Below are 25949 nucleotides of genomic sequence, written 5' to 3'. Positions count from 1 at the left end.
GATCGAGGGCCCAGGAGATCACGCATGTCCCTCGCCCCCTCGATTTCGGTGCCGCGCGGCCGCTTCAACACGTTGCCGCTCGCCATCGGCCTGTTCTGCCTGCTCTGGAGCTACGCCTTCGTCGCCGGCAAGATCGGCGTCACCCATTGCCCGCCGCTGATCCTGCTCGCTGCGCGCTTCTCGCTGGCCGGCGTCCTGATCCTGGGGGCCACCCTGATCCGCGGCGAGGCCTGGTCGCTGTCCTGGCGTGATGCCGCGATCTTCGCCGTGCTCGGCATCGCCAACAACGCGCTCTATCTCGGCCTCGGCTACACCGGCCTGCAATCGGTCTCCGCCGGCCTCGGCGGCCTGATCGTCTCGGCCAATCCGGTCTTCACTGCGGCGCTCGCGGCCCTGTTGCTCGGCGAAGGCATGACCTGGCGCAAGGCGGGCGGCCTCTTGCTCGGCGTCATCGGCGTGACGGCGATCGTCTGGCATCGGCTGTCGGTCGGCACCGACTCGCTTCACGGCATCCTCTTCACACTGGCTTCGCTTGCCTCGATCGTCGCCGGCACCATTCTGTTCAAGCTGCTCGCACCGAAGGGATCCCTGTGGATCGGCAACGGCGTGCAGAACCTGGCCGCCGGCCTCGCGCTGACGCCGGTCGCGCTCACCTTCGCCGATATCCACGCGATCGATGTCACGCCCAGCCTGATCGGCGCCTTCGCCTTCCTCGTGCTGGGCGGCTCGATCCTCGCCTACTGGCTCTGGTTCCATCTCCTGAAAGTGTGCGGCGCGACCGCCGCCAGCGCCTATCATTTCCTGATGCCGCCGCTCGGCATGCTGTTCGCGTATCTGGTCCTTGGTGAGCATGTCGAGGCGCGTGACCTGCTCGGCATCATTCCGGTCGCGCTTGGCATCTACCTGGTGACGCGCCCCGCAAAGCCCGTCGCGTAAGAGGAGAACTTTCATGCCCGTTTCCATCACCCTGATCGGCGGCCCGACGGCGCTGATCGAGATCGACGGCTTCCGCCTGCTCACCGATCCGACCTTCGATGCGCCCGGCGCCTATCAGCTGCCGCATGTGACGCTGGAGAAGACCATCGGCCCCGCGCTCAAGGCCGATGCGATCGGCCCGGTCGATGCCGTGCTGCTCAGCCATGACCAGCATTCGGACAATCTCGACAATTCGGGCCGCGACGATCTCCACAAGGTCAAGCGCGTGCTGACGACGGAGGCGGGCGCAAAGCGCCTCGGCGGCCATGTCGAAGGGCTTGCGCCGTGGGGCACCGCGCAGCTGAAAGACCGCGACGGCAACACGCTGACCATCACCGCGACGCCGGCGCGCCATGGCCCGGCCGGGATCGAGCCGCTGTCCGGCGACGTCATCGGCTTCGTGGTGGCATCGAGCCGCAAGGACACCAGCGCGGTCTATGTCAGCGGCGACACCACCTGGTTCGACGGCGTCGCCGAGGTCGCGCGCCGCTTCAAATGCGGTGTGGTGCTGCCCTTCGCGGGCGCCGCGCAGACGCGCGGGCCGTTCCATCTCACCATGGACACCAACGACACCATCGAGACCGCGCGCGCCTTCCCCGATGCGACGATCGTGCCGTTGCATACCGAAGGCTGGGCGCATTTCCGCCAGAACGGCGAGGATCTGCGCAAGACGTTCGACGCGCTCGGCTTCGGAACGCGGTTGCGCCTCCTGGAGCCGGGCGTCCCGACAGTGGTGGAGGCGCCGTAGCTCGCAGTCGCGTACTCCCCTCTCTACGTCATGGCCGGGCTTGACCCGGCCATCCACGTCTTTGTCGCTGCACCAAGAACGTGGATGCCCGGGACAAGCCCGGGCATGACGGCAAATGAGTGGGACGCGCGCCCCTCAATCCTTCCTGAACACGATCGACGCCATCCAGCCCGTCATCAGCGCCATCGCGGCGGTGACGAGGCCGTAGATCAGTCCGTTCTGCCGCGCCGTCGTCGCGACGAACTGCTCGAAGCCGACCTTGACGATCTCGAACGCGGTCTCGGTCTTGCCGATGAAGGCGCCGTTCGCGAACAGCTTGATCTCCACGTCATAGGTCCCGATCGGCACCTCCGCCGGCAGTGGAATGCCGGTGCGGAACAGCGTCGGCGTCAGGAACGTCACGGCGCTTCCGTCCTCGCGATAGAGCCCGCGCTGGGTGCGCAAGCGAATGAACGCGGACCGAAAAGCGTCGTTCGGCACCACGTCGGCAAAGTCGCCGCTGACCCGCTGCGTCAGCAGCACGTTGTTGAGCCCGATCTGCTGCCGCCGCGCGATCTCGGGCGAGGTGATGGCCTCGAAGGGGCGGTTGGCGAACAGCGCCAGATAGCTCGGCACCTGCAGGAATTGGCGATAGTCGGTGTTGATCCAGATGCCGAAGGTGCGTTCCTTCCGCCGCGTCACCATGTCGGCGCGCGGGCCCATCACGGTGACGACGAGGTCATAGGCCTTGCGGTCGGCGGGCGTCGTGGCGTCCTTCTCGACCGAGCCGAACAGCACCAGCTCCTCGCCGGAATAGTTCGGCGTCACCGTGACGCGGTGGTTGGAGACCGACACGATCAGCCGCTCGGCGCGCGCGGCCGGGCCGAGCAGCAGGACGAACAGGAGCGCCAGCGTTGCGCGGATCATCCGCTCACTCCCATCTCGCGGATGGTGAAGAGATCCGAGGGTTGGATCACCAGCTCGATCGCGAAGCGGATCCCGACCGAGAGAATCAGGAGCCCGAGCAGCAGCCGCAGCTGCTCGCCGCGGATCCTCTGGCCGGCACGCGCCCCGAACTGCGCACCGGTGACGCCGCCGACCATCAGGATCAGCGCCAGCACGGCGTCGACGAGATGATTGGTCACCGCGTGCAGCATGGTCGCGAACAGCATGGTGACCAGCGTCAGCACCATCGAGGTCCCGATCACCGTCGAGGTCGGCACCCGCAAGAGATAGATCATGATCGGCACCAGGATGAACCCGCCGCCGATGCCCATGATGGCGCCGATGAAGCCGATCATGATGCCGACCACCACCACGGGGATGACCGAGAGGTAGATCTTCGAGCGCTTGAAGCGCATCTTCAGCGGCAGGCCGTGGATCCAGTTGTGCGTGCGTCGCGGCGGCACCGTGCCGCGCCGGGTCCGCATCAGGGCGCGCAGGCCTTCGGAGAACATCAGGCTGCCGACGGCGGTGAGCAGCACGACGTAGGAGAGCGCGATCATCAGATCGAGCTGGCCGAGCGCACGGAGCTGGGTGAAGGTCCACACGCCGAGCGCCGTTCCTGTGACGCCGCCGCATAACAACACGCTTGCCAGCGCCGGATCGATCGCGCGCCGTCGCCAATAGGACAGTGCACCGGAGAAGGAGGAGGCCGCGATGTGGCTCGCCACCGATGCCACCGCGACCGCCGGCGTGATGCCGATGAAGATCAGCAGTGGCGTCATCAGGAAGCCGCCGCCGATCCCGAACATGCCCGAGACGAAGCCGACGGCCGCGCCCATCGCCAGCACCAGGAAGACGTTGACGGGAAGATCGGCGATCGGAAGGTAGAGCTGCATCGATGGACCACGCTCCGGCGAGACGGATCGATTGTGCGCAAATGCCCGCCGGACGGTCGGAACGATTGCCGCGTCCCTCAATAGCGGAATTCGGAGGCGGGAGGGACCGGGAATTTCGGGCGTGGTGAATGCGGAAAATGGGTGTGAATTGGGCTCGATCGTTGCGACAGCGCGAGATGCGCTCCCTCCCCGCTTGCGGGGGAGGGCTGGGGAGAGGGTATCTCCACAGCGGGACAACCCCCGAGAGGAGAAAGCCCTCACCCGGCGCGCGGGACGATGCTTCGCATCGCCCCGGACGCCGACCTCTCCCGCGAGCGGAAGAGGTGCTCCGAGTGTGCGGCGCGTTCTGTCGGCCTAAGAGCTATTCGCCTTCAATGCGCCGCGGAGGCCGAGCGCTTGGCTGCGACCGGCTTCGGTGCGGGCTTGGCGCTGGCCTGCGGCGCGCTGTCCCAGCCGCCGTTCGGGGCCGCAACGTTGACGGCGTCGTCGGGCTGCGGCTCGGCGCTGAAGGTCTGGATCGCGAGCTTGGCGGCAGCGAGCGATTGCGGGTCGAGGCGCTTGGCGACGTCGTCGCGCTTGCCGGCGGCATCCGCATCACCCTGGGCGGCCGCCAGGCTGAACCATTTGTAGGATTCGGCGAGGTTCTGCTCCACGCCGATGCCGCGGGCATAGAGGATGCCGAGGTTGAACTGGCTGTCGGCGACGCCGCGATCGGCGGCCTTGCGGAACCACTGCGCCGCGCTCTTGTAGTTGGCGCCGCGTCCGCCGCCATCGGCATCGAGCACCGCGAGATTATGCATCGCCTTGGCGTTGCCGCGCTCGGCGGCCTGGGTGTAGTAGCGGCGGGCGATGTCGGCGTCCTTCTTCACGCCGAGGCCCTTCTCATAGAGCGTGCCGAGGCGGAAGGTCGCGGGGATCACCCCGGCCTGCGCGGCGCGGTCGTACCATTTCGCGGCTTCGTCGTAGTTCGTGGCGACGCCCTTGCCCTCGGCAAAGCGCACGCCGATCTCGTAGGCCGCGGTCGCATCGCCCCTCATCGCGGCGCTGCGCAGGCCAGGGCCGCCGATGCCGTCAGGCAGCTTTTCGCTCGGCGGTACCTGGACGAGGCTGAGCTTGGCGCGGCTCGCGCCAGAGAGTGCGCCAGTGATGTCGCTGCTCGCGGCAGGTGGCGGCACCGCTGCGGCGGGCGCCGGCGGAATCTCAACCGAGGCCGAGCTGGCCGGACCGGGCGCAGCAGCGGCCGGCGCGGCGTTGTTCTGGGATTGCCGGCCGATCGGCGTCGGCGAGGTCATCGACGGCGTGACCTGCTCGGGCGTGGCGGGCTTGTTCTCGATCACCGGCGGCGGCGCCTGCGGCGCGGGCTGGCTCAACGTATTGTCCATGGCCTGCGGCGCCGGCGGCGGGCTGCCCTCGAGCAGGTTCATCGCCATCTTGAAGGTGCCGAGCACGATCACGACCACGCTCGCGCCGACCAGCAGCGAGCGGATCTTCGAGGTGAAGGTCGAACCGCCGTCCTTGCCCTTGTCCTTGGCACGATCGGCCCCGGCCTTTGCACCACCCTTGGCACCGCGCGCCGGCTTCTCCGGCTGCGCGGCAGCAGCCTGGGCAGCGCGGCGGGCGGCCGCGATGAAGCTCGACGACGACACCGGCTCTTTTGGCGCGGCGGGAATGTCGCTGATCGCGCTCTCGGAGGCGGCGATGCGCTCCGACGGCGTGGCGACGCGCCCGCCCGGCCGCGTGCCCGGCTCGAGCGGGTGATCCGGCGGCAATTCGGGCGCGAGCGCCGCGCGTGAGGTATGGGGCTCCAGAATTTCGCTGATCGCGCGCGGTGGCACCGGCGGAGCCGATGGCACCGGCGGCGGCGGCGCGGCGGGCGCGGCAGCGGCGTGGAATTCGCGCGGCGCGGCGGCGAAGGCGGTTTGCTGCGCCTGCGCGGCGGCAGGGTTCGGCAGCTCCGGCTTCGGATCGTATTTCGGCTGCTGCTGGGCTTGCGGCAGCGGCTCGCGCGCAACAGGCGCGTGCGCCATCGGAGCGGCCATGGGAGCAGCCATGGGCATGGCCATCGGCTGCGGCGCCGGGGCCGGCGGCGCCGTGCGCACGGCGCGCAGATCGCCTTCGATCATGGACAGGCGATCGACCACATGGCCGAGCGCGCTATGAACGGCTTCGAGCGAGTCCTGGGTGCTGCGGTTGGTCTCGACCTGGCTGAAGCGGATGTCGGAGAGCTCGCGCTTGACCAGATCGACCATTCCGGAATCGGCAGGCGCCGAGTTGCGGCTCTCGGCGAGGGCCGAATAGGTCGCCTGCTGCCGTTCCAGATGCCTGAGGATGTCGTGCAGCCCGTCCTCGACACGGCTCAGATTGCCGTTGCGCGGGTCGGAGGCGGCTTCGATCCGCTCCAGCAGATACGAGACGCGCTGTTCGAGATGCGCGAAGGTCGAGGCGGAATCGTTGCCGACCTGCATACGGTCGAAACGGTCCGAGAGCGCGCGGATCGCGGCTTCCAGATGCTCGGTGCTCTCGGACGGCTGCGGCCGCTCGCGGGTTTCCAGCGCAGCCGTGAGCGCGGCGATGCGCTGCTCCAGCACCGCGAAGCTGTCGCCGGGGCCGGAGGCACGGGTGACCTGGTCGACCTTGGACGACAGCAGTTGGACGTCGTCCGAAAGCCGCGCCAGCGCTTCGTTGGAGGCGACGTTGGAGACGATGCCGCGCAGCGCCGAGATCGCGCTTTCGAGCTGATGCACCGTCGAGGGATCGTCATTGGCGCGCAGGATCAGGTCGAGCTTGGCGCCGAGATTGCGGATCGCCTCGTCATAGCCGGTGAGCTGCTCGGCCGGCGTCAGCGTGCGCAGCACCTGCTTGATGTCGGACAGCGCGTGCTCGATGCCCGCCAGCACCTGGCCGTCGGTGCCGTTGGAGCGCGTCTCGTCGATCCGGCGGTGCAGCGAGCGGATCTCGTTCTCGATCGATTCGATCGCGCGCCGCGGCATCGCCTCGGTGATGGCGGCGCGGATCTCGGCGAGTTCGCTGCGGAAGGCGTTGATCGCCTGCTCGGTATTGTCGGGCCGCTGCAGCGATTCGATCTGGCTCGTGATCTTGAGCAGATGGCGCTCGAGCGAGGAGAAATCCGGCCCCGGCGGCGGTGGCGGCGGAGCATAGGCAGGCGCGGGCGGCGCCATCGGGGGCATGTAAGGCGCTGCTGCGGGCGCAATCGAAGGTGCGGCGCGCGGCGGCATCTGCCGCGGCGTAAAGCCGTCGAGCTCGCTCTGGCGCGCCGTGATCTCGGCGACGGCGACGTCGAACGATGCGGGGCTCAGGGGCGGGGCGTTGCGATAGACTTGAGCTGCTGCCCGCTCGACTGCGTCGGCCTGGCGCTGGCGCGCTTCAACGGGGGAGGGCGCAGGCGCCGGTCGTGGCGCCTGAGGTTGCTGCGCCGGCGGCTGCTGCGGACGGGAGATCTGCGACAGCCGTGCATCGAGGCGCGAGATCGCGTCGTTGAGCTGGCGCGCGACGCCCTGCTCGCGCGAGACGTCCTGTCGCGACGGGTCCTGGCGCGAAGAATCCTGGCGCGGCGCGGGCTTTGAAATCCGTTCGATCTGCTGGGTGATCGCGTCGAGCCGCTGGTGGATGTCGGCGACTTCGCGGCTCTCCTGGCTCGGAATCTGGGGGGCTTGCGGACGCTGATCGTAAGGGGCGCGAAAGTTTGGCGGGGCAGTCTCGCCGAGCGTGGAGTTGAGCCAATCATTGAGCGACATGCCTGCACGACGCGCAGCAGCTTCGGCCCGCTCCCTGACGGATGGATCGATGCCGTCGACACTCCACGATACGCGCGAATTCATGACTCTGTCCGGTTCCGACTCCGGCGCCCCACCCGGCGCCTCCAGTCTTCCCTCGCGTGCCGGTTGCAAAGACAATCGGATTTGGCGCGGGTCGTCTGCCTCGAAAACCGACTTTTGTCCGTTACGGTAAATAACGGGTTAAGGAACGCCGGCCGGGTGTCTTAAAGTTGGGCGGCCTCGACCTGCCTGGCCCGTTGGACGCGATCGAAATCCCGCCCTGCCAGGAACTCTCCGGGGGGCTGGCAGCTTGGAACTTCAGCAACGAAGGATGGCTCGAGATGGCAGGTCTGACCGAAGAAGACGTTCGCAAGCGCGCCTATGAGATCTGGAAAAGTGCCGGCGAGCCAAGCGGGAAGATGGATACGTTCTGGTACGAGGCTGAAAAGGAGCTTTTGGCTGAACGATCAAAGCAAGACGAGGTGCCGCCCGGAATGACCGACAATTTGCCGGTCTAACGGGGCCGGCCTCAGCCCTTTCCCTCGCGCTTGCCATCCTCGAGCGGCACCACGGTGCCCTTGCCGCTCGTCGCCGACAGGGCCTCGAGCGTCTCCTCGCAGAAATCGGCCACCATCTGCTCGTGGCGGGCGCCGAGGCGGAGCAGCAGCAGATTACCGAGATCGAGCCGGCCCTCGGCCGTACCATCCGGGAAACGCTTTTTCAGGATGCGCTCGTAATTGGCATGGCGGTCGCGATGGTGCTCCAGCCGGGCCATCAGATCGGTGCGCATGGGTTCGATGTCGATGCTGTCGAGCGCATGCAGCCGAACCAGCAGGTCATCCTTGATCGAAGGGGGGGTGCTCGGCCGCGCGGCCCAGTGCCGCAGCGCTGTTCGGCCTTCGGGAGTCAGCGTATAGATGAGCTTATTGGGCTTGCCTGACTGGACGACCTCGCGGCCCTGGATATGGCCGCGGTCGCGCAGCTTGGAGAGCTCGCGGTAGATCTGCTGATGGTCGGCCTTCCAGAAGAAGCCGATCGAGGAATCGAACGTCTTGGCGAGCTCGTAGCCCGTCATCGGACGTTCCGTCAGGCAAGCGAGGATTGCGTCGCCCAGCGCCATGACCACCGGCCTCCTTGTTTCTTCGACCTCGCCCATCTCGCTTGACTTTATGCGCATTGGCGCATATGCGTCAATGTGCATATGAAACGCAACGGGACGGGCTTCAGATCCGACCTGAAAAAGCCAGCGGAATCAACCATCTCGCTACTGTGCATGGGGTTGTTTTCGCATTTTTTGTCCAGGCCTTTAGGGAGGCAGCTGAGAATGACCGGCCTCGATTCCTGGTACGCCTACATGAAGTCACACGACCGCACCGCGCTCTGGGACCTCTTGCATCCCGACGCCGTGTTCGAAAGCCCGGTCGTCCACACGCCTCAGCGCGGGCGCGACATCACCTTCAAATACCTCTCCAGCGCCGAGCAGGTGCTCGGCGGCCCCGATTTCACCTATGTCGGCGAATGGCAGAGCGAGCGCGGCGCCGTGCTCGAATTCAAGACCATGATCGACGGCATCGAGATCAACGGTGTCGACATCATCAGCTTCGATGCCGAAGGGCGCATCACCCATTTCAAGGTGATGGTGCGTCCGCTCAAGGCGATCAACATGCTGCACCGCCTGATGGCGGAGCAGCTGGCCGCCCAATCATGACCCTGCTCTGAGGTTGCAGAACCCGCTAAGCTCGCGGGCAAGGCTGCGCCGCAGGAAACACGCTGCTATCACCGCTTCAAGGCCCACTGCCGGGAGACCCCCATGCCGATCTACAAAGCCCCCGTCGAAGACGTGAACTTCCTGCTCAACGACGTCTTCCAGATCGACCGTTACGACAACCTCGCCGGTTTCTCCGACGCATCGAGCGACGTGCGCGAAGCCATTCTGGGTGAAGCCGCCAAGCTCGCCGAAGAGGTGCTGCAGCCGCTCAATCGCGTCGGCGACCTCGAAGGCTGCAAGCGCGCCGACGACGGCAGCGTCACCACGCCGAAGGGTTTCAAAGAAGCGTTCAAGCAGGTCGCGGAGGGCGGCTGGCTCGGTCTCTCGGCGCCGACCGAGTTCGGCGGCCAGGGCCTGCCGGTGACGCTCTCGCAAGCGGTCAACGAATTCCAGATCTCCGCCAACATGGCGTTCTCGATGTATGGCGGCCTCACCATGGGCGCGACCGCGGCGCTCCTGGTGCACGGCACGCCCGAGCAGAAGCAGACCTACGTCCCGAAGATGATCGCCGGCGAGTGGACCGGCACCATGAACCTGACCGAGCCGCATTGCGGCACCGATCTCGGCATGCTCCGCACCAAGGCGGTGCGCCAGGCCGACGGCAGCTTCAAGATCACGGGCACCAAGATCTTCATCTCCGCCGGCGAGCATGACCTCGCCCCCAACATCATCCACCTCGTGCTCGCCCGCATCGAGGGCGCGCCGGCCGGCATCAAGGGCGTGTCGCTGTTCGTGGTGCCCAAGTTCCTGGTGAATGCCGATGGTTCGGTGGGCGCGCGCAACGGCGTCGTCTGCGGCTCGATCGAGCACAAGATGGGCATCCACGGCAATTCCACCTGCGTGATGAACTACGACAACGCCACCGGCTGGCTGATCGGCGAAGAGAACAAGGGCATGCAGGGCATGTTCGTGATGATGAACGAGGCCCGCCTCGGCGTCGCCGTGCAGGGCCTTGCACAGTCCGAGGTCGCATATCAGAACGCCGTCGCCTATGCCCGCGAGCGCATCCAGGGCCGCGCGCTGACCGGCGCCAAGGCGCCGGACAAGCAGGCCGATCCGATTATCGTGCATCCCGACGTGCGCCGCACGCTGCTGTCGATCCGCGCCTTCAACGAAGCCGCGCGCGCCTTCGTGATGTGGACCGCGCTGAAGAGCGACGTCGCCCACCGCTCCGAAGACCCGAAGGACCGCCAGGCCGCCGACGATCACATGGGCCTGATGACGCCGGTGCTGAAGGGCTTCCTCACCGACTATGGCTTCGCCAACGCGGTGCAGGCGCAGCAGATGTATGGCGGCCACGGCTACATCGCCGAGCACGGCATGGAGCAGTTCGTGCGCGATGCGCGCATCGCCATGATCTATGAAGGCGCCAACGGCATTCAGGCGCTCGACCTCGTCGGCCGCAAGCTGCCGCGCGACGGCGGCCGCGCCATCATGGCCTTCTTTGGCGAGGTCATGGCCTTCGCCAAGGAGAACGGCGGCGACGAGGCGCTGAAGCCCTTCATCACCCCGCTCTCGACCTCGCTCGGCCATCTCCAGCAGGCGACGACCTGGCTGATGCAGAACGCAATGGCGAAGCCGGACAATGCGGGTGCTGCCGCAACCGATTATTTGCATCTCTTCGGCTTCGTCGCGCTCGGCTACATGTGGGCGAAGATGGCGAAGGTGACGAACGCCAAGATTGCCGAGAGCGGGGCGACGCCCTATCTCTCGACCAAGCTCGTCACCGGCCGCTTCTTCATGGAGCGGATGCTGCCGGAGACCGCCGCCAATCTCGCGCGCATCCAGGCCGGCTGCGCCACCATCATGGAATTGCCCGCGGAAGCGTTCTGAGTCTTTCGCCCACGAATGATCGCGACCGCGCCGCGGTCGCCACCAACATAACTGCAATCAGGAGGCTCCCATGGCAGATGCCTATATCTACGATCACGTCCGCACCCCGCGCGGCCGCGGCAAGGCTGACGGTTCGCTGCACGAAGTCACCGCGCTGGCGCTCGCGACCGTGCCGCTGAAGGCGCTGAAGGACCGCAACAATCTTCCCGAGGATTCCGTCGACGACGTCATCCTCGGCGTGGTCGATCCGGTCGGGGAAGCGGGCAGCGACATCGCGCGCTTTGCCGCGCTGAAGGCCGGTCTCGGCGAAGCCGTGCCCGGCGTGCAGATCAGCCGCTTCTGCGCTTCCGGCCTCGATGCCGTGAACTTTGCCGCTGCGCAGGTGATGAGCGGGCAGCATGAGCTGGTGATCGGCGGCGGCGCCGAATCGATGAGCCGCGTCGGCATCGGCGCTTCCGGCGGTGCCTGGCCGATGGATCCCTCGATGGCGGTCCCCGCTTACTTCATGCCGCAGGGCGTCTCGGCCGATCTGATCGCAACCAAGTACGGTTTCTCGCGGGACGACGTCGATGCCTATGCGGTGCAGAGCCAGCAGCGCGCCGCGAAGTCCTGGGAGGAAGGCCGCTTCGACAAGTCGATCGTCCCGGTGAAGGACATCAACGGGCTGACCATCCTCGCCAAGGACGAGCACATGCGTCCCTCGACGACGATGCAGTCGCTGGCGCAGCTGCAGCCCGCGTTCACCATGATGGCGCAGATGGGCGGTTTTGACGGCGTCGCGATCCAGTCGCACCCGGAGATCGAGCGCGTCAACTACGTGCACCACGCCGGCAACTCGTCGGGCATCGTCGACGGCGCCGGCGCCGTGCTGCTCGGCAGCAAGGAGGCGGGTGCCAAGTACGGCCTGAAGCCGCGTGCAAAGATCCGCGCGTTCGCCAACATCGGCTCGGAGCCGGCGATGATGCTGACCGGTCCGGTCGACGTCACCGAAAAGCTGTTCGCGCGCTCCGGCATGAAGAAATCGGACATCGACCTGTTCGAGCTGAACGAGGCCTTCGCCTCCGTCGTGCTGCGCTATATCCAGGCCTTCGACATCGACAACGCCAAGATCAACGTCAATGGCGGCGCGATCGCGCTCGGCCATCCGCTCGGGGCGACCGGCGCGATGATCCTCGGCACCGTGCTCGACGAGCTCGAGCGCACCAACAAGTCCACCGCCCTGGTCACGCTGTGCATCGGCGGCGGCATGGGCACCGCGACCATCATCGAGCGCGTCTAAGGGTAGGGAGCAACCAACATGTCGTACAAGAACTTCAGGGTTGAGACCGACGCAGACGGCATCGCGCTCGTCACCTGGGACATTCCGGGCCGTTCGATGAACGTGCTCGACGAGACCTCGACCAACGAGCTCGACGCCATCGTCAAGGCGACCACGGCCGATGCCGCGGTGAAGGGCGTCGTCGTCACCTCCGCCAAGGAAGCCTTTTGCGCGGGCGCAGATCTCTCCATGCTCGAAGGCATGAACCAGGCCTATGCCAAGGTCTTCAAGGAACAGGGCGAGACCGCGGCGAACCAGATGCTGTTCGACCAGAGCCGCCGCTTCTCGCTGGTGCTGCGCTCGATCGAAACCTCAGGCAAGCCGTGGGCGGCCGCGATCAACGGGCTCGCGCTCGGCGGCGGTTTCGAGATCACGCTGTGCTGCCACTACCGCGTCGCCGCTGAGAATCCCAAGACCCGTCTCGGCCTGCCCGAGGTCAAGGTCGGCCTGTTCCCGGGCGCCGGCGGCACGCAGCGCGTGCCGCGCCTGGTGCCGCCGCAGGACGCCATGACGATCCTGCTCAAGGGCGATCCGGTCACCGTCGAGAAGGCCAAGGCGCTGAATTTGATTCACGCCATCGTTCCCGCCGCCGACCTGATCAAGGCCGCCAAGGACTGGATCAAGGGCGGCGGCAAGGCGGTTGCGCCTTGGGACGAGAAGGGCTTCAAGCTGCCCGGCGGCCCGGTGTTCTCCAAGGCCGGCATGATGATGTTCCCCGCCGGCAACGCGATCTATCGCCGCGAGACCTACGACAATTACCCGGCCGCGCGCGCCATCATGAGCTGCGTCTACGAAGGCCTGCAGCTGCCGATCGACGCCGCGCTGCGGGTGGAGTCGCGCTACTTCACCTCGGTGCTGCGCTCGAAGGAAGCGGCTGCGATGATCCGCAGCCTGTTCCTGTCGATGCAGGAGCTCAACAAGGGTGCGCGCCGTCCGAAGGACGTGCCCGCGACCAAAGTGAAGAAGATCGCCGTGATCGGCGCCGGCTTCATGGGCGCGAGCGTCGGCTACGTCTCGGCCCGTGCCGGGCTCGACGTCGTGCTGATCGATCGCGACCAGGAGAGCGCCGACAAGGGCAAGGCGCATGCGCAGAAGGTGATCGAGGAGCAGATCAAGAAGGGCCGTGCCAAGCCCGCGGACGCCGAAGCGCTGCTCGCGCGCATCACCCCGACCGCGGATTATGCGGCGCTGAGGGACGTCGACCTCGTCATCGAGGCCGTGTTCGAGGACCGCAAGGTCAAGGCTGACACCTTCGCCAAGGCGCAGGAGCACATGAAGCCGGACGTGATTTTCGCCTCGAACACCTCGACGCTGCCGATCACCTCGCTGGCCGAGAGCTTCAAGGACCAGGGCAAGTTCGTCGGCATCCACTTCTTCTCGCCGGTCGAGAAGATGATGCTGGTCGAGATCATCAAGGGCAAGAACACCGGCGATCTCGCGCTCGCGACCGCGCTCGATTACGTTCGCCAGATCGGCAAGACGCCGATCGTGGTGAACGACTCCCGCGGCTTCTTCGCCAATCGCTGCGTCGGCCGTTACGTCGCCGAAGGCAACGAGATGTTCCTGGAGGGCGTGCCGCCGGCGATGATCGAGAACTGCGCCAAGATGGCCGGCATGCCGGTCGGCCCGCTCTCGCTCTCGGACGAGGTCGCGCTCGACCTCGGCCTCAAGATCATGAAGGCGACGGAGGCCGATCTCGGCCCCAACGCCATCAACCCCGATCAGAAGAAGCTGATGGTGGAGATGGTCGAGAAGCAGGGCCGCCTCGGCCGCAAGAACAGCAAGGGTTTTTACGACTATCCCGAGAAGGGCAAGGGCTCGAAGAGCCTGTGGCCGGGTCTGTCCGCGCTGCAGCCGAAGCAGCTCGACCCCGATACGCTCGACGTCGAGGAGCTGAAGCAGCGCTTCCTGGTGGTGCAGGCGGTGGAAGCCGCGCGCACGGTCGAGGACCACGTCATCACCGATCCGCGCGAGGCGGATGTCGGCTCGATCCTCGGCTTCGGCTTCGCGCCGTTCACCGGCGGCACGCTGTCCTATATCGACTTCATGGGCACGAAGAAGTTCGTCGAGCTCTGCCACAAGCTGGAAGCCAAGTACGGCTCGCGCTTCACCCCGCCCAAGCTGCTCGAAGAGATGGCGGCAAAGGGCGAAACCTTCTACGGCCGCTTCGCGCCGAAGAAGGCGGCGGCTTGATCTAGCCCGTCATTCCGGACAGTCCGCAACGCGGACTGATCCGGAATCTCGATCGGCTTCGCTCGGTCGTTCAACAATAGCGAGATTCCGGGTTCGCCGCGTCGCGGCGCCCCGGAATGACGAAGGATCACTTCGCCTGCGCGAGGCCTTCCTTCTTCAGCGCTTCCTGCACCTGCGGCCGCGCGGCGACGCGGGCCTTGTAGGCGGCAAGGTTCGGCATGCCTGAGAGATCGAACTTCATCCGGTCGGCCCAGGTCAGCATCGTGAAGAGATAGCCGTCGGCCACCGTGAACTGCTTGCCCATCAGGTAGTCGCGGCCGGCGAGCTGGCTGTCGATATATTTCAGCTTGCCCATGACGCGGTCTTTGAAGAAAGCCTTGGCCTCGTCGTTCAGCGCCGGCGCGAACATCGGGCCGAAGCTCTTGTGCACCTCGGAGGTGAGGAAGTTGAGCCACTCCAGCAGCTTGTAGCGCTCGGAACTGCCGTGGGCCGGCGCCAGCGCCTTGGCTGAGGCCTGATCGGCGATCATCTGGACAATCACCGGCCCTTCGGTCACGATCTCACCGCTGTCGAGGCCCAGCGCAGGGACCTGGCCCTTGGGGTTCAGCTTCAGATAATCCTCACCATTTTCGAGCTTCTTGGCCCGGATATCGACCTTGACCAGCTCATAGGGCAGGCCGGCTTCCAGGAGCGCGATGTGGGGGGACAGCGAGCAGGCACCGGGCGAATAGTACAGCTTCATGGAATTTCCTTCTCTTGAGCTTGGTTCGGCCGAAAGAGCGATTACATGCATCTGCTTGGAATAGTCAAGATTGATGCAGCTGCATCAAATGAGGTAAGAGACGGGCGACGAGCTTGAGCGGGACCATGAAACGCAAACCATCGACCGAGGCGACCTCCGCCTGGATCCGCCTGATGCGGGTGCAGAGCCGCGTGCTCGATTGCGTCGAGCAGGACCTGAAGAAGGCCGGCTTCCCGCCGCTGGCATGGTACGACGCGCTGCTGGAATTGTCGCGTGCTCCCTCGGGCGAGTTGCGGCCGGTCGAGCTGGAACGGCAGATGCTGATCCCGCAATATTCCACCTCGCGCCTGATCGACCGCCTGGTCGACGAGGGCCTCGCCTCGCGGCGCGAATGCAAGATCGACAAGCGCGGCCAGTTCGTCGAGATCACGGAAGCCGGCCGCGAGCTGCAGAAGCGGATGTGGGGCGCCTATTCCGCCGCGATCGAGAAATATGTCGGCTCGAAACTGTCCGATGCCGATGCCGTCAAGCTCAGCGGTCTGCTCGACCGCCTGGGCTGCTCGTGCGGCGAGATGAAGCTGCCGCCCGTCGCCAACGTCAACGAAACCTCGCCGTCGCGATGATCGTGCGGCACACAAGCTCGTCCGTGCGCCCGGTGGGTTCGCGGACCATCCCCGTCACCCGCGCGCATTCGATCGAAGCGCCTTTGATTAGAGTTTGATATGGCGCGAGACCAGATCGATATGACGCCGCTGCAGTCACGCGACGAGCTCGTGGCGTGGTTCGAGGCCGGCTGCAAGCCGGCGTCCGAGTGGCGCATGGGCACCGAGCACGAGAAGACGCCCTTCACGCTCGAAGGCCATCGTCCGGTGCCTTACGAAGGCGCGCGGGGCATCGGCGCGCTGCTCGAAGGCATGAAGCTCCTGCTCGGCTGGGAGCCGATCATGGAGAAAGGCAACATCATCGGCCTCTACGACGTCACCGGCGGCGGGGCGATCTCGCTCGAGCCCGGCGGACAGTTCGAGCTGTCAGGCGCCCCGGTCGAGAACGTGCACCAGACCCAGAGCGAAGTGATGGCGCATCTGGCGCAGGTGCGCGAGATCGCAACGCCGCTCGGCATCGGCTTCCTCGGCCTCGGCATGACCCCGTCCTGGTCGCGCGCGGACATCCCGATGATGCCCAAGGGCCGCTACAAGATCATGACCAACTACATGCCGAAGGTCGGCCAGTACGGCCTCGACATGATGTACCGGACCTGCACGGTGCAGACCAATCTCGACTTTTCCTCCGAAGCGGACATGGTCAAGAAGCTGCGCGTGTCGCTCGCGCTGCAGCCGGTCGCAACAGCGCTGTTCGCCAATTCGCCGTTCACCGAAGGCAAGCCGAACGGCTTTTTGTCCTTCCGCTCCGAGATCTGGCGCGACACCGACAATGCGCGGTCCGGCATGATGCCGTGGGCGTTCGAGGACGGCATGGGCTTCGAGCGCTATGTCGACTACGCGCTCGACGTGCCCATGTATTTCGTCAAGCGCGACGAGGACTATATCGACGTGTCGGGCTCCTCGTTCCGGGCCTTCTTCGAGGGCCGCAACAACAATCTTCCCGGCGAGCGTCCGACGCTGTCGGACTGGGCCAACCATCTCTCCACGATCTTCCCGGAAGTGCGGCTCAAGCGCTATCTCGAGATGCGCGGCTCCGACGGCGGACCCTGGGGCCGGTTGCCGGCGCTGCCGGCGTTCTGGGTCGGGCTGCTCTATGACGACGTCGCGCTCGATGCCGCCTGGGAGATCGTCAAGCACTGGACCGCGCCCGAGCGTCAGGCCCTGCGCGACGACGTGCCGCGCTTCGGCTTCAAGGCGCGGATCAAGAACCGTTATTTGTTCGAGATCGCCAAGGAATGCCTCGTTCTGGCACATGCGGGCCTGCGCCGGCGCGGCCGGATCGACCAGCTCGGCCGCGACGAAACGCGGCATCTGGAGCCGCTCGACCGCATCATCGATTCCGGCCGGACGCCGGCCGAGGAAATGTTGGACAAGTTCAACGGTCCCTGGAACGGCTCGGTGGAACCGGCCTACGCCGAATACGCTTTCTAAACCATAGGCCAACGACCAGGGTTTCAGCCGTTCATCGCCCATACAGGTTTGCGGCGATCAAATGACCGGCCGAAAAAGCCGAGCGTCGTCAATAATTAGAAAGCTGTTCCGATGGGGAAGGGCCGCCAGTCCCGGGCCTTCATGGCAAAGGTCATGGCTTGCGTCGTGGCTTGTGTCACGCTGCTTTCGCTCGCCTTCGCGAGCGTGCCGGCGCGCGCCCAGACTGCATTCGACCGGCCCGGCGGCGACTATTTCAGCGCGCCTGTTGCCTCAGGCGATCCCGAGGATTGCGCGCTGCTGTGCGAGCGCGACCGCCGCTGCCGCTCGTGGAGCTTCAGCTATCCCGACGTCGAAGGCGGCTCGGCGGTCTGCTGGCTGAAGAACACCGTGCCGGCGCGCGTGCCGGGCAGCTGCTGCATCTCCGGCGTTCGCGGCGCCGGCGTGATCGAGCCGCGGGTCGAGGGCGTGGAGACGTCGATCGACCGTCCGGGCGGTGATCTGCGCAACTTCGACCTGAAGGAAGGCGACGGCGTGGAGGCCTGCAAGGCCGCGTGCACCGCCGACAACAAGTGCCGCGCCTTCACCTATGCCCGCCCCGGTTACACCGGGCGCGAGGCGCGCTGCTTCCTGAAGAAGGAAATCAAGCCGCCGCGACGGAAGGCGGGATTCACGTCGGGCGTGGTGCGGTAGGCGTTTTCTCGTGCCCCGGACGCTGTGCAGCGCTCCTTCAGCGCTGCGCTGCAGAGCCGGGGCCCATGCCACTCAGCATCCGTTGCGACCTGGGTCCCGGCTCGGCGCCGCATCGTTTCACGATTCGACTTGTCCGGGACACGAGATCTCACTCCGCCGCGATCACCGTGAGCTCCGGCCACAGTGCTTTCCATCGCGCGGCCTTTGCTTCGTAGTTCGCCGCCGAGAAATTCAGCGCCCGATTGGGCCGCACGAGCAATCCCGCGACGTCGTCAAACCCATGCGGTGCATAGACGTCGTAATCATCGCCCGCGCGTCTTATCCCGATTTGCGTATTCTCGGTGAGGAAGCGGTCGATGCCGTCGGTCGAGCGCGTCAACGGCGGGTAGGGCAGGCCGTGCTTGGCGGGGTACCACAGATGCACACGCGCCTGGTTGCGGATCTCGATCGCGGCGCCGAGATGCGTGAGCCGCGCATGGAAGTTGCGTATGACCGCGTCCTCCGCCTCCCACGACGTGTCGGAATCGAAATAGAACACGTCGTAATCGGCAATGCCGTGATCAACCGGGCGGCCCGTGAGACCATTCCACACCGACTGCACGAGGCAGCCTGCAACCAGCCACGCGTCCGGTAGCGCGAAGCGATGCAGTTCATCGATGACCGCAGCGTTGACAGGATTTCTCAGCGCGAGTGCGAGGAACTCCTCACGGTTCATTGCGAGATGAGGAGCGTCAATGCACGGCGGTGAAGAACCGCGCGAGCCGGAAGCCGGACAGCCAAGTGTACACCGGCTGGCTGCGCATGCCGAGGTCCCAGGAGCCGACCACCGCATCCGCGCGGCCGATCAGATTGTCGATCGGCAGCAGGCCGACGCCGCCGGAGCGCAGCGGCACGCGGCTGTCGGCGGAGTTGTCGCGGTTGTCGCCGAGCACGAAGAGGTGGCCAGCCGGCACCGTCACTTCCGGCGTGTTGTCGAGCGGGCCGTTGTCGCGCATCTTGAAGATCAGATGCGAGACGCCGTTCGGCAGCGTCTCGACGTAACGGTAGGCGGGCTCGCTGCCGCCATTGTCGTCCTCGGCGGCGCCAACGCCGTCAGGCTTCAGCTCGGCGGGGCGGTCGTTGATGAAGAGCTGGCCCTGCCGCATCTGGATGCGGTCGCCGGGAAGCCCGACGACGCGTTTGACCCAGGCCTGGGAACGATCGCCGGGCCAGCGAAACACCACCACGTCGCCCTGCTTCGGCGTCTCCGCGAACACGCGGCCGCTCTCCGGCAGATTGATCTGGATCGGCAGCGACGAGGTGCCGTAGCCATAGGGGAATTTCGAGGCGAGCAGCGCATCGCCGATCAGCAGCGTCGGCTCCATCGAGCCCGAGGGCACGTAGAACGGCTCGGCGAGCGCGCCCTTGGCGATGAAGACCGCGGCGACGATGCCGGCGAGCTGGACGATCTGCCCGCCCCAGCCGCTGCTCTTCCGCTTCGGAGCGGCAGTTACCTTCTCAACGCTCATGCGCCCGTTCCACCCACAGTGATGCGTTCCATCAGAAGCGACGGCTGGCCGACGCCGACCGGCACGCCCTGTCCGTTCTTGCCGCAGGTGCCGATGCCGGTATCGAGCGCGAGGTCGTTGCCGATCATGCGGATGCGATGCAGATCGGTCGGCCCGTTGCCGATCAGCATGGCGCCCTTCAGCGGCGCGCCGATCTTGCCGTTCTCGATCTTGTAGGCCTCGGTGCACTGGAACACGTATTTGCCCGAGGTGATGTCGACCTGGCCGCCGCCGAAATTCGCGGCGAAGACGCCGTTCTTCACCGACGCCAGGATCTCGGCCGGATCGCGGTCGCCCGCGAGCATGTAGGTGTTGGTCATGCGCGGCATCGGCACATGGGCGTAGCCCTGGCGACGGCCGTTGCCGGTCGGCTTCATGTTCATCAGCCGCGCGTTCTGGCGGTCCTGCATGTAGCCGACCAGGATGCCGTCCTCGATCAGCACGGTGCGATTGGTCGGCGTGCCCTCGTCGTCGATCGACAGCGAGCCGCGGCGCGAGGCAATGGTGCCGTCGTCGACCACAGTGACTCCCTTGGCCGCGACCTGCTGGCCCATCAGGCCGGCAAACGCAGACGTCTTCTTGCGGTTGAAATCGCCTTCGAGGCCATGACCGACCGCTTCATGCAGCATCACGCCGGGCCAGCCGGCGCCCAACACGACGTCCATCTCGCCGGCGGGGGCGGGGATCGATTCCAGATTGACCAGGGCCTCGCGCAACGCGCCGTCGGCGGCATCGCGCCAGTTCTTGCTCTCGATGAATTCGGCATAGCCGGCGCGGCCGCCATAGCCCTTGCTGCCGCTTTCCTGGCGGTCGCCCTGGCCGGCAACGACGGAAATGTTGACGCGCACGAGCGGACGGATGTCGCGATAGCTCTCGCCGTCCGGCCGCAGGATCTCGACGACCTGCCAGGTCGCGCCCAGGCTGACGCTGACCTGCCGCACCCGCGGATCCTTGTCGCGCAGATACGCGTCGATCTCGGCCAGCAGCTTGACCTTGGTCTCGAAGCCGGGGGCATCGAGCGGGTTGTCGTCGCCGTAGAGGCGGACATTGGTGTGGGGAGGCGGCGCGGCAAAGCTGCCGGAATAGCCGCCGCGTACGGCCGCGACCGCGTCCGCAGCGCGAATCAGCGCCGGCAGCGAGACGTCGGAGGAGTGCGCATAGCCCACGGCATCATCCTTGACGGCGCGTAAGCCGAAACCCTGCGAGGTGTCGTAGGTCGCCTGCTTCAGCCGCCCATTGTCGAACATCAGCGCTTCGGTCTGGCTGTACTCCAGGAACAGCTCGCCGTCGTCGGCACCGGAAAGCCCGCGCGCGACCTCGTGGCGAACCTGGTCGCGGTCGAGATTGGCGCGGTCGAGCAGGGAGGTCGTGGCAGGGTTTGTCATGCGTCCGTCCATTAGCGGAAGATGTGGGGCAAGATAATGGTTTCGGACCGGTTCCGCGAGGGGGCGGGGCGTCACATTACGGAAACGATAGGATGGGTAGGGGGCACTCGCCAGCGCGTGCCGCCAGCATCCATCCATCACCGTCACCCTGAGGTGCTCGGCTTGCAAAGCAAGGCGAGCCTCGAAGGGCGACGGCCCGGCTGGCAGCGTGGCCGTTCATCCTTCGAGGCTCGCACGGCAGCGCGACCGCGCTGCCGAACTCGCGCCTCAGGATGACGGGATTGAGAACGTGCGATCGGAGCGCAGCCCCTACGGCAGCTTGTCGTAGCCCTCGCCGAGGCCGTTCAGGCTGAGCGGGAAGCCGATGCCTTCTTCCGGCGTCTCAAAGATGATGAAGGTGGCGGTCTTGGCGGTGCGGAGCTGGCCGAGCAGCTTGTCGTCCATGACGACCTCGGCGACGCAGCCATTGGGCAGGCATCGGACGAAGCCGGCGCGGCCGACGTCCTGGTTGTCGAGCTTGAGGCCGAGGCCGGAGGGCAGCAGAACGCCCAGGGGCGCGACCACGCGCATCAGGCGGCTCTTCTGGTCGGCGGTCTTCAGCACGATGACGGTCAGGCCGGCATTGGAGCGGTCTTCGGCGACCACGCTCTGGATCAGGGCGCATTGCTCGGTCTGGGCGCCCGGAGGCGTGTCGCAGCGAATCTGCCAGTCGCCATGGACGGAGCGCACTGCGCCCTGCGCATGGGCGAAGCCGGGAAGTGCCAGAAGGACGAGCGCAGCCAGCAGGCTGGCCAGCGCCGGGAGGCGGGTCAGCTGCCTTCTAGCCAGCCTTGCCATCGATTTCGAAAGCCCCATCGGGTCGGTCCCTCTGCTCGCCTGGGTCGCTCGCGCTTGGCGGACTATTCTGGCGGACTGATACGGGAATGACGGCGTCTTGAAGGCGATTCTCAAGCAAATTCCACGCCGCCTCGCACCGCCGCCGCCCGCACGAATCAGGTTCCTGCGCGGCCATCTGCCAGTGCCTAACGCGGGCAATTCCGCTGTCAAGCTGCAGCATCCCGGCCAACGGTATTTTTGTCCGATATTACTAGGAATTATCTTGCGGGTGATGGCTGACAGACCGGTCTCAAGACTGCATTGCGATAGATCAAAAATTATGGTTTGAGAGGCTTGATTTCGGCGTTCTAGCGATCTGGCCCGATTTCCTCTTAGAGGTATTCTTTCTCTTGGAGGCATTCTTGCGCGGCGGTTTGTCAGGCGGGCGGATCGAATAAGCGTTTCCCGGACACAGGGGAGCGCACTTGGGGTGATTTCGTAAGGGGAGCGCGAACGGCATGAGGATGTCGATGGGCCCGGTGGGCCGGCACTTGCTGGGATTGGCCGTGGCGGGTCTGACGCTGGCGACGGGCGGCGCGGCATTTGCCGAGCTCGGGCAGCCGAAGCCTTGGGAATGGACGCTTCAGGAGTCCGGCTCCCCGGTGATGGACAACATCGTCTGGTTCCACAACTTCCTGTTCGTGCTGATCACCCTGATCACGCTGTTCGTTCTGGCGCTGCTCGTGGTCGTGGTCATCAAGTTCAACGCGCGGGCCAATCCGGTTCCCTCGCGCACCACCCACAACACGCTGATCGAGGTGGCCTGGACGCTGGTTCCCGTGCTGATCCTGGTGGGCATCTCGGTGCCGTCGTTCCGGCTTCTGTTCCTCGAGCTCGACGTGCCGAAGGCGGATATCACCATCAAGGCGACCGGCAAGCAGTGGTACTGGTCCTACGCCTATCCCGATAACGGCAAGTTCGAGTTCGATTCGCTGATGGCGCAGGACAAGCAGCCCCGTCTGCTCGGCGTCGACAACGAGATGGTGGTGCCGGTGAACAAGGTGATTCGCGTCCAGACCACCGGCGCCGATGTCATCCACGCCTTCGCGGTGCCGGCTTTCGGCGTCAAGATCGACGCCATTCCGGGCCGGCTGAACGAGACCTGGTTCAAGGCCACCAAGACCGGCATGTATTACGGTCAGTGCTCTGAACTGTGCGGCAAGGACCACGCTTTCATGCCGATCGCCGTGCGTGTGGTGAGCGATCAGGAGTTCGCCTCCTGGGTCGAGACGGCGAAGAAGAAATACGCGAGCGGCGGCACCAGCACCTACGCCTCCGCAGCCGGCCCGACGCAGTAAGCGCCGGGCGACGGCTCCAAGGGACTGAGAGCGACATAAGGGCGGGACCTCCAAAGGTCCGAATGGGACGCAAGGCAGGATTTGAAAATGGCAACGAGCGCAGCGGCACACGGCGATCACGCCCACGGACATGACGAGCACGCCCATCCGACCGGATGGCGGCGCTACGTCTATTCGACCAATCACAAGGACATCGGCACGATGTACCTGATCTTCGCGGTCATCGCCGGCGTCATCGGTGCCGCGATGTCGATCGCGATCCGTGCCGAGCTGATGTATCCGGGCGTGCAGATCTTCCACGAGACGCACACCTATAACGTGTTCGTGACCTCGCACGGTCTGATCATGATCTTCTTCATGGTCATGCCCGCGATGATCGGCGGCTTCGGCAACTGGTTCGTCCCGCTGATGATCGGCGCGCCCGACATGGCGTTCCCGCGCATGAACAACATCTCGTTCTGGCTGCTGCCGGCCTCCTTCGGCCTGCTGCTGATGTCGACCTTCGTCGAGGGCGAGCCGGGTGCCAACGGCGTCGGCGCCGGCTGGACCATGTACGTGCCGCTGTCGAGCTCCGGCCATCCGGGTCCGGCCGTCGACTTCGCGATCCTGTCGCTGCATCTGGCGGGTGCCTCGTCGATCCTCGGTGCCATCAACTTCATCACCACCATCTTCAACATGCGCGCGCCGGGCATGACCCTGCACAAGATGCCGCTGTTCGTGTGGTCGATCCTGGTGACGGTGTTCCTGCTGCTGCTGTCGCTGCCGGTGCTCGCCGGCGCGATCACCATGCTGCTCACCGACCGCAATTTCGGCACGACCTTCTTCGCGCCTGATGGCGGCGGCGACCCGGTGCTGTTCCAGCATCTGTTCTGGTTCTTCGGTCACCCCGAGGTGTACATCCTGATCCTGCCCGGCTTCGGCATGGTCAGCCAGATCATCTCGACCTTCTCGCGCAAGCCCGTGTTCGGCTATCTCGGCATGGCCTACGCCATGGTCGCGATCGGCGGCATCGGCTTCGTGGTGTGGGCGCACCACATGTACACGGTCGGCATGTCCTCGGCGACGCAGGCCTATTTCGTCGCCGCGACGATGGTGATCGCGGTTCCGACCGGCGTGAAGATCTTCTCCTGGATCGCCACGATGTGGGGCGGCTCGATCGAATTCCGGGCGCCGATGATCTGGGCGGTGGGCTTCATCTTCCTGTTCACGGTCGGCGGCGTCACCGGCGTCGTGCTGGCGAACGCGGGCGTCGACCGCGTGCTGCAGGAGACCTACTACGTCGTCGCCCACTTCCACTACGTGCTGTCGCTCGGTGCGGTGTTCGCGATCTTCGCCGGCTGGTACTACTGGTTCCCGAAGATGTCGGGCTACATGTACAACGAGACGCTCGCGAAGGCGCACTTCTGGGTCACCTTCATCGGCGTCAACCTGGTGTTCTTCCCGCAGCACTTCCTCGGCCTGTCGGGCATGCCGCGCCGCTACGTCGACTATCCCGACGCGTTCGCGGGATGGAACCTGGTCTCGTCGGTCGGCTCCTACATCTCCGGCTTCGGCGTGCTGATCTTCCTCTACTGCGTGCTCGACGCCTTCATGAAGAAGGTGCCGGCCGGGGACAATCCGTGGGGTGCGGGTGCGACCACGCTGGAATGGACCTTGCCCTCGCCGCCGCCCTTCCACCAGTTCGAAGTGCTGCCCCGCGTGCAGTAAGCCATCAGCCGCGGCGCCCGTGACGGGCGCCGCGGCGCTATAAGGAAGCGAGTTGAATTCGTGTCCGTGCTCGACCACAACGCCATCGACATCAATCCCCGCATCTCCGAGGCGGAGGTCGGCGACTACATCGCGCTGTTGAAGCCGCGGGTGATGTCGCTGGTGATCTTCACCGCGCTGGTCGGCATGGCAATGGCGCCCGGGCATTTCCACTGGGTGCTGGCGATCACCTCGCTGCTCTGCATCGCCGTCGGCGCCGGCGCCTCCGGCGCGCTCAACATGGCGCTCGAAGGCGACATCGACTCCAAGATGTCGCGCACGGCGAACCGGCCGATCCCGCGCGGCCGCATCACCCGACCCGAGGCGATGGCGTTCGGCCTGACGCTGTCGTTCTTCTCGGTGATGACGCTCGGCATCCTCGTCAACTGGATCGCGGGCGCGCTGCTCGCCTTCACCATCTTCTTCTACGTCGTGATCTACACGATGGGCCTGAAGCGCTGGACCGCGCAGAACATCGTGATCGGCGGCGCCGCCGGCGCGCTGCCGCCGGTCGTGGCCTGGGCCGCCGTCACGGGCACGGTCGACGTCGAGCCGCTGCTGCTGTTCGCCATCATTTTCTTCTGGACCCCGCCGCATTTCTGGGCGCTGGCGCTGTTCCGCTCCGACGACTATGCGCGCGCCGGCATTCCGATGCTGCCCAACGTCGCCGGTCCCGACGCGACGCGGCTGCAGATCCTGCTCTACACCGTCGTGCTGATCGCGGTCGCCGCCGCGCCCTGGGCGCTCGGCTATTTCGACGCGATTTACGGCATCGTCTCGCTGATTCTCGGTGCCGGCATGCTGGTGCTGGCGATCAACGTCTATCTGCGCCGCGAGCGAGCTGCGTCGCTGCGCGCGACCCGCAAGCTGTTCGCCTTCTCGATCCTCTATCTGTTCGTGCTGTTCGCGACCCTGCTGGCCGAGGTCGTGTTCCGTGCGCTGGCTCCGATGGTTGGGGGCGCATGATCACAGCGATGGCCGACAAACCCGAGACAGACGGAATCGTCCTCACCGAGGCGCAGAAGAAGAGCCGTCGTCAGCGCTCGATCGCCATCGCTCTGGCGCTCGGCGTGCTCGTGGTGCTGTTCTTTGCCGTCACCATGGTCAAGGGACCCGCGGTCCTCGTGCGGCCGATGTAGGA

General features: G+C 65.9%; 23 protein-coding genes. 14 read left to right on the top strand and 9 right to left on the bottom strand.

Annotated features, from left to right (window positions below; translation table 11 throughout):
* The first annotated feature begins 24 nt into the window (after window positions 1-24).
* Both TSA1_RS20960 and TSA1_RS20955 read left to right on the top strand, forming a co-directional pair.
* A complete protein-coding gene (locus TSA1_RS20960; protein ID WP_100177994.1) occupies window positions 25-936 on the top strand; it encodes a DMT family transporter in 912 nt (303 codons plus the stop codon).
* Between the two features lie 13 nt (window positions 937-949).
* On the top strand, window positions 950-1723 hold the full coding sequence (locus TSA1_RS20955) for an MBL fold metallo-hydrolase (RefSeq protein ID WP_100177993.1): 774 nt from the start codon (window positions 950-952) through the stop codon (window positions 1721-1723).
* A 135-nt stretch (window positions 1724-1858) separates the two neighbouring features.
* On the opposite strand, the gene TSA1_RS20950 is transcribed toward TSA1_RS20955, so the two are convergent.
* From TSA1_RS20950 to TSA1_RS20940, 3 genes are all read right to left on the bottom strand, one after another.
* On the bottom strand, window positions 1859-2629 hold the full coding sequence (locus TSA1_RS20950; protein ID WP_100177992.1) for a TIGR02186 family protein: 771 nt from the start codon (window positions 2627-2629) through the stop codon (window positions 1859-1861).
* A complete protein-coding gene (locus tag TSA1_RS20945) occupies window positions 2626-3543 on the bottom strand; it encodes a sulfite exporter TauE/SafE family protein (RefSeq protein WP_100177991.1) in 918 nt (305 codons plus the stop codon). The genes TSA1_RS20950 and TSA1_RS20945 overlap by 4 nt, the downstream gene beginning before the upstream one ends.
* Before the next feature lie 371 nt (window positions 3544-3914).
* Window positions 3915-7382 carry an SEL1-like repeat protein gene (locus tag TSA1_RS20940; RefSeq protein ID WP_100177990.1) on the bottom strand — a complete coding sequence of 1156 codons (3468 nt, stop codon included), beginning with the start codon at window positions 7380-7382 and terminating at the stop codon, window positions 3915-3917.
* A gap of 167 nt (window positions 7383-7549) precedes the next feature.
* Here TSA1_RS20940 and TSA1_RS41175 point away from each other — a divergent pair, with 167 nt between their 5' ends.
* A complete protein-coding gene (locus TSA1_RS41175; protein WP_430649769.1) occupies window positions 7550-7837 on the top strand; it encodes a DUF2934 domain-containing protein in 288 nt (95 codons plus the stop codon).
* A gap of 11 nt (window positions 7838-7848) precedes the next feature.
* On the opposite strand, the gene TSA1_RS20930 is transcribed toward TSA1_RS41175, so the two are convergent.
* Window positions 7849-8439, bottom strand: coding sequence for a PadR family transcriptional regulator (locus TSA1_RS20930; RefSeq protein ID WP_100181250.1), 591 nt, complete (start codon window positions 8437-8439; stop codon window positions 7849-7851).
* A 204-nt stretch (window positions 8440-8643) separates the two neighbouring features.
* Between TSA1_RS20930 and TSA1_RS20925 the strand changes: the two genes are divergently transcribed.
* The 4 genes from TSA1_RS20925 (at window position 8644) to TSA1_RS20910 (ending at window position 14431) form a co-directional block, all read left to right on the top strand.
* Complete coding sequence (locus TSA1_RS20925) at window positions 8644-9027, top strand: nuclear transport factor 2 family protein (protein WP_174718994.1); 384 nt, start codon at window positions 8644-8646, stop codon at window positions 9025-9027.
* Window positions 9028-9129: 102 nt separating this feature from the next.
* Entirely contained in the window at window positions 9130-10920 is a 1791-nt protein-coding gene (locus TSA1_RS20920; RefSeq protein WP_100177988.1) for an acyl-CoA dehydrogenase C-terminal domain-containing protein, read from the top strand.
* A gap of 70 nt (window positions 10921-10990) precedes the next feature.
* The gene (locus TSA1_RS20915) at window positions 10991-12199 is read left to right on the top strand and encodes an acetyl-CoA C-acetyltransferase (protein WP_100177987.1); all 1209 of its coding nucleotides are present in this window, start codon (window positions 10991-10993) and stop codon (window positions 12197-12199) included.
* Between the two features lie 18 nt (window positions 12200-12217).
* Window positions 12218-14431, top strand: coding sequence for an FAD-dependent oxidoreductase (locus tag TSA1_RS20910; protein WP_100177986.1), 2214 nt, complete (start codon window positions 12218-12220; stop codon window positions 14429-14431).
* Between the two features lie 127 nt (window positions 14432-14558).
* On the opposite strand, the gene gstA is transcribed toward TSA1_RS20910, so the two are convergent.
* Window positions 14559-15173 (bottom strand): glutathione transferase GstA, encoded by a 615-nt coding sequence (gene gstA / locus TSA1_RS20905; RefSeq protein ID WP_100177985.1) that lies wholly within the window; start codon window positions 15171-15173, stop codon window positions 14559-14561.
* 125 nt (window positions 15174-15298) lie between these two features.
* Here gstA and TSA1_RS20900 point away from each other — a divergent pair, with 125 nt between their 5' ends.
* The 3 genes from TSA1_RS20900 to TSA1_RS20890 all read left to right on the top strand — a co-directional run bounded on the left by TSA1_RS20900 (window position 15299) and on the right by TSA1_RS20890 (window position 17956).
* A complete protein-coding gene (locus TSA1_RS20900) occupies window positions 15299-15796 on the top strand; it encodes a MarR family winged helix-turn-helix transcriptional regulator (protein WP_063197904.1) in 498 nt (165 codons plus the stop codon).
* Window positions 15797-15895: 99 nt separating this feature from the next.
* Window positions 15896-17266 carry a glutamate--cysteine ligase gene (locus tag TSA1_RS20895; RefSeq protein ID WP_100177984.1) on the top strand — a complete coding sequence of 457 codons (1371 nt, stop codon included), beginning with the start codon at window positions 15896-15898 and terminating at the stop codon, window positions 17264-17266.
* Between the two features lie 111 nt (window positions 17267-17377).
* Window positions 17378-17956: a PAN domain-containing protein gene (locus TSA1_RS20890; RefSeq protein ID WP_097657220.1), complete on the top strand. Its 579-nt coding sequence runs from the start codon at window positions 17378-17380 to the stop codon at window positions 17954-17956.
* Between the two features lie 148 nt (window positions 17957-18104).
* Here the strand turns inward: TSA1_RS20890 and TSA1_RS20885 are convergent, their stop codons facing one another.
* The 4 genes from TSA1_RS20885 to TSA1_RS20870 all read right to left on the bottom strand — a co-directional run bounded on the left by TSA1_RS20885 (window position 18105) and on the right by TSA1_RS20870 (window position 21743).
* The gene (locus TSA1_RS20885) at window positions 18105-18671 is read right to left on the bottom strand and encodes a nucleotidyltransferase family protein (RefSeq protein WP_100177983.1); all 567 of its coding nucleotides are present in this window, start codon (window positions 18669-18671) and stop codon (window positions 18105-18107) included.
* A 16-nt stretch (window positions 18672-18687) separates the two neighbouring features.
* On the bottom strand, window positions 18688-19464 hold the full coding sequence (gene lepB, locus TSA1_RS20880; protein ID WP_100177982.1) for a signal peptidase I: 777 nt from the start codon (window positions 19462-19464) through the stop codon (window positions 18688-18690).
* On the bottom strand, window positions 19461-20888 hold the full coding sequence (gene tldD / locus TSA1_RS20875) for a metalloprotease TldD (RefSeq protein WP_100181249.1): 1428 nt from the start codon (window positions 20886-20888) through the stop codon (window positions 19461-19463). The genes lepB and tldD overlap by 4 nt, the downstream gene beginning before the upstream one ends.
* A gap of 309 nt (window positions 20889-21197) precedes the next feature.
* Window positions 21198-21743, bottom strand: a complete 546-nt coding sequence (locus TSA1_RS20870; protein ID WP_100177981.1) for an invasion associated locus B family protein — start codon at window positions 21741-21743, stop codon at window positions 21198-21200.
* A 479-nt stretch (window positions 21744-22222) separates the two neighbouring features.
* Between TSA1_RS20870 and coxB the strand changes: the two genes are divergently transcribed.
* From coxB to TSA1_RS20850, 4 genes are all read left to right on the top strand, one after another.
* Complete coding sequence (gene coxB / locus TSA1_RS20865) at window positions 22223-23062, top strand: cytochrome c oxidase subunit II (RefSeq protein WP_100177980.1); 840 nt, start codon at window positions 22223-22225, stop codon at window positions 23060-23062.
* Window positions 23063-23149: 87 nt separating this feature from the next.
* Window positions 23150-24769 carry a cytochrome c oxidase subunit I gene (gene ctaD, locus TSA1_RS20860; protein ID WP_100177979.1) on the top strand — a complete coding sequence of 540 codons (1620 nt, stop codon included), beginning with the start codon at window positions 23150-23152 and terminating at the stop codon, window positions 24767-24769.
* Between the two features lie 60 nt (window positions 24770-24829).
* On the top strand, window positions 24830-25774 hold the full coding sequence (locus TSA1_RS20855; RefSeq protein WP_100177978.1) for a heme o synthase: 945 nt from the start codon (window positions 24830-24832) through the stop codon (window positions 25772-25774).
* Window positions 25771-25947: a hypothetical protein gene (locus TSA1_RS20850; protein WP_063197888.1), complete on the top strand. Its 177-nt coding sequence runs from the start codon at window positions 25771-25773 to the stop codon at window positions 25945-25947. Before TSA1_RS20855 ends, TSA1_RS20850 begins: the two co-directional genes overlap by 4 nt.
* The last annotated feature ends 2 nt before the right edge of the window (window positions 25948-25949 follow it).

Source organism: Bradyrhizobium nitroreducens (assembly GCF_002776695.1).
Lineage (GTDB): Bacteria > Pseudomonadota > Alphaproteobacteria > Rhizobiales > Xanthobacteraceae > Bradyrhizobium > Bradyrhizobium nitroreducens.
The sequence above is the reverse complement of the archived record's forward strand: the minus strand, read 5'-3'. Positions and strand labels throughout refer to the sequence as shown.

Coding starts and splice junctions, on each gene's coding strand:
- TSA1_RS20960 (WP_100177994.1), top strand. CDS start 25: ATGTCCCTCGCCCCCTCGATTTCGGTGCCGCGCGGCCGCTTCAACACG.
- TSA1_RS20955 (WP_100177993.1), top strand. CDS start 950: ATGCCCGTTTCCATCACCCTGATCGGCGGCCCGACGGCGCTGATCGAG.
- TSA1_RS20950 (WP_100177992.1), bottom strand. CDS start 2,629: ATGATCCGCGCAACGCTGGCGCTCCTGTTCGTCCTGCTGCTCGGCCCG.
- TSA1_RS20945 (WP_100177991.1), bottom strand. CDS start 3,543: ATGCAGCTCTACCTTCCGATCGCCGATCTTCCCGTCAACGTCTTCCTG.
- TSA1_RS20940 (WP_100177990.1), bottom strand. CDS start 7,382: ATGAATTCGCGCGTATCGTGGAGTGTCGACGGCATCGATCCATCCGTC.
- TSA1_RS20930 (WP_100181250.1), bottom strand. CDS start 8,439: ATGGCGCTGGGCGACGCAATCCTCGCTTGCCTGACGGAACGTCCGATG.
- TSA1_RS20925 (WP_174718994.1), top strand. CDS start 8,644: ATGACCGGCCTCGATTCCTGGTACGCCTACATGAAGTCACACGACCGC.
- TSA1_RS20920 (WP_100177988.1), top strand. CDS start 9,130: ATGCCGATCTACAAAGCCCCCGTCGAAGACGTGAACTTCCTGCTCAAC.
- TSA1_RS20915 (WP_100177987.1), top strand. CDS start 10,991: ATGGCAGATGCCTATATCTACGATCACGTCCGCACCCCGCGCGGCCGC.
- TSA1_RS20910 (WP_100177986.1), top strand. CDS start 12,218: ATGTCGTACAAGAACTTCAGGGTTGAGACCGACGCAGACGGCATCGCG.
- gstA (WP_100177985.1), bottom strand. CDS start 15,173: ATGAAGCTGTACTATTCGCCCGGTGCCTGCTCGCTGTCCCCCCACATC.
- TSA1_RS20900 (WP_063197904.1), top strand. CDS start 15,299: ATGAAACGCAAACCATCGACCGAGGCGACCTCCGCCTGGATCCGCCTG.
- TSA1_RS20895 (WP_100177984.1), top strand. CDS start 15,896: ATGGCGCGAGACCAGATCGATATGACGCCGCTGCAGTCACGCGACGAG.
- TSA1_RS20890 (WP_097657220.1), top strand. CDS start 17,378: ATGGGGAAGGGCCGCCAGTCCCGGGCCTTCATGGCAAAGGTCATGGCT.
- TSA1_RS20885 (WP_100177983.1), bottom strand. CDS start 18,671: ATGAACCGTGAGGAGTTCCTCGCACTCGCGCTGAGAAATCCTGTCAAC.
- lepB (WP_100177982.1), bottom strand. CDS start 19,464: ATGAGCGTTGAGAAGGTAACTGCCGCTCCGAAGCGGAAGAGCAGCGGC.
- tldD (WP_100181249.1), bottom strand. CDS start 20,888: ATGACAAACCCTGCCACGACCTCCCTGCTCGACCGCGCCAATCTCGAC.
- TSA1_RS20870 (WP_100177981.1), bottom strand. CDS start 21,743: ATGGGGCTTTCGAAATCGATGGCAAGGCTGGCTAGAAGGCAGCTGACC.
- coxB (WP_100177980.1), top strand. CDS start 22,223: ATGAGGATGTCGATGGGCCCGGTGGGCCGGCACTTGCTGGGATTGGCC.
- ctaD (WP_100177979.1), top strand. CDS start 23,150: ATGGCAACGAGCGCAGCGGCACACGGCGATCACGCCCACGGACATGAC.
- TSA1_RS20850 (WP_063197888.1), top strand. CDS start 25,771: ATGATCACAGCGATGGCCGACAAACCCGAGACAGACGGAATCGTCCTC.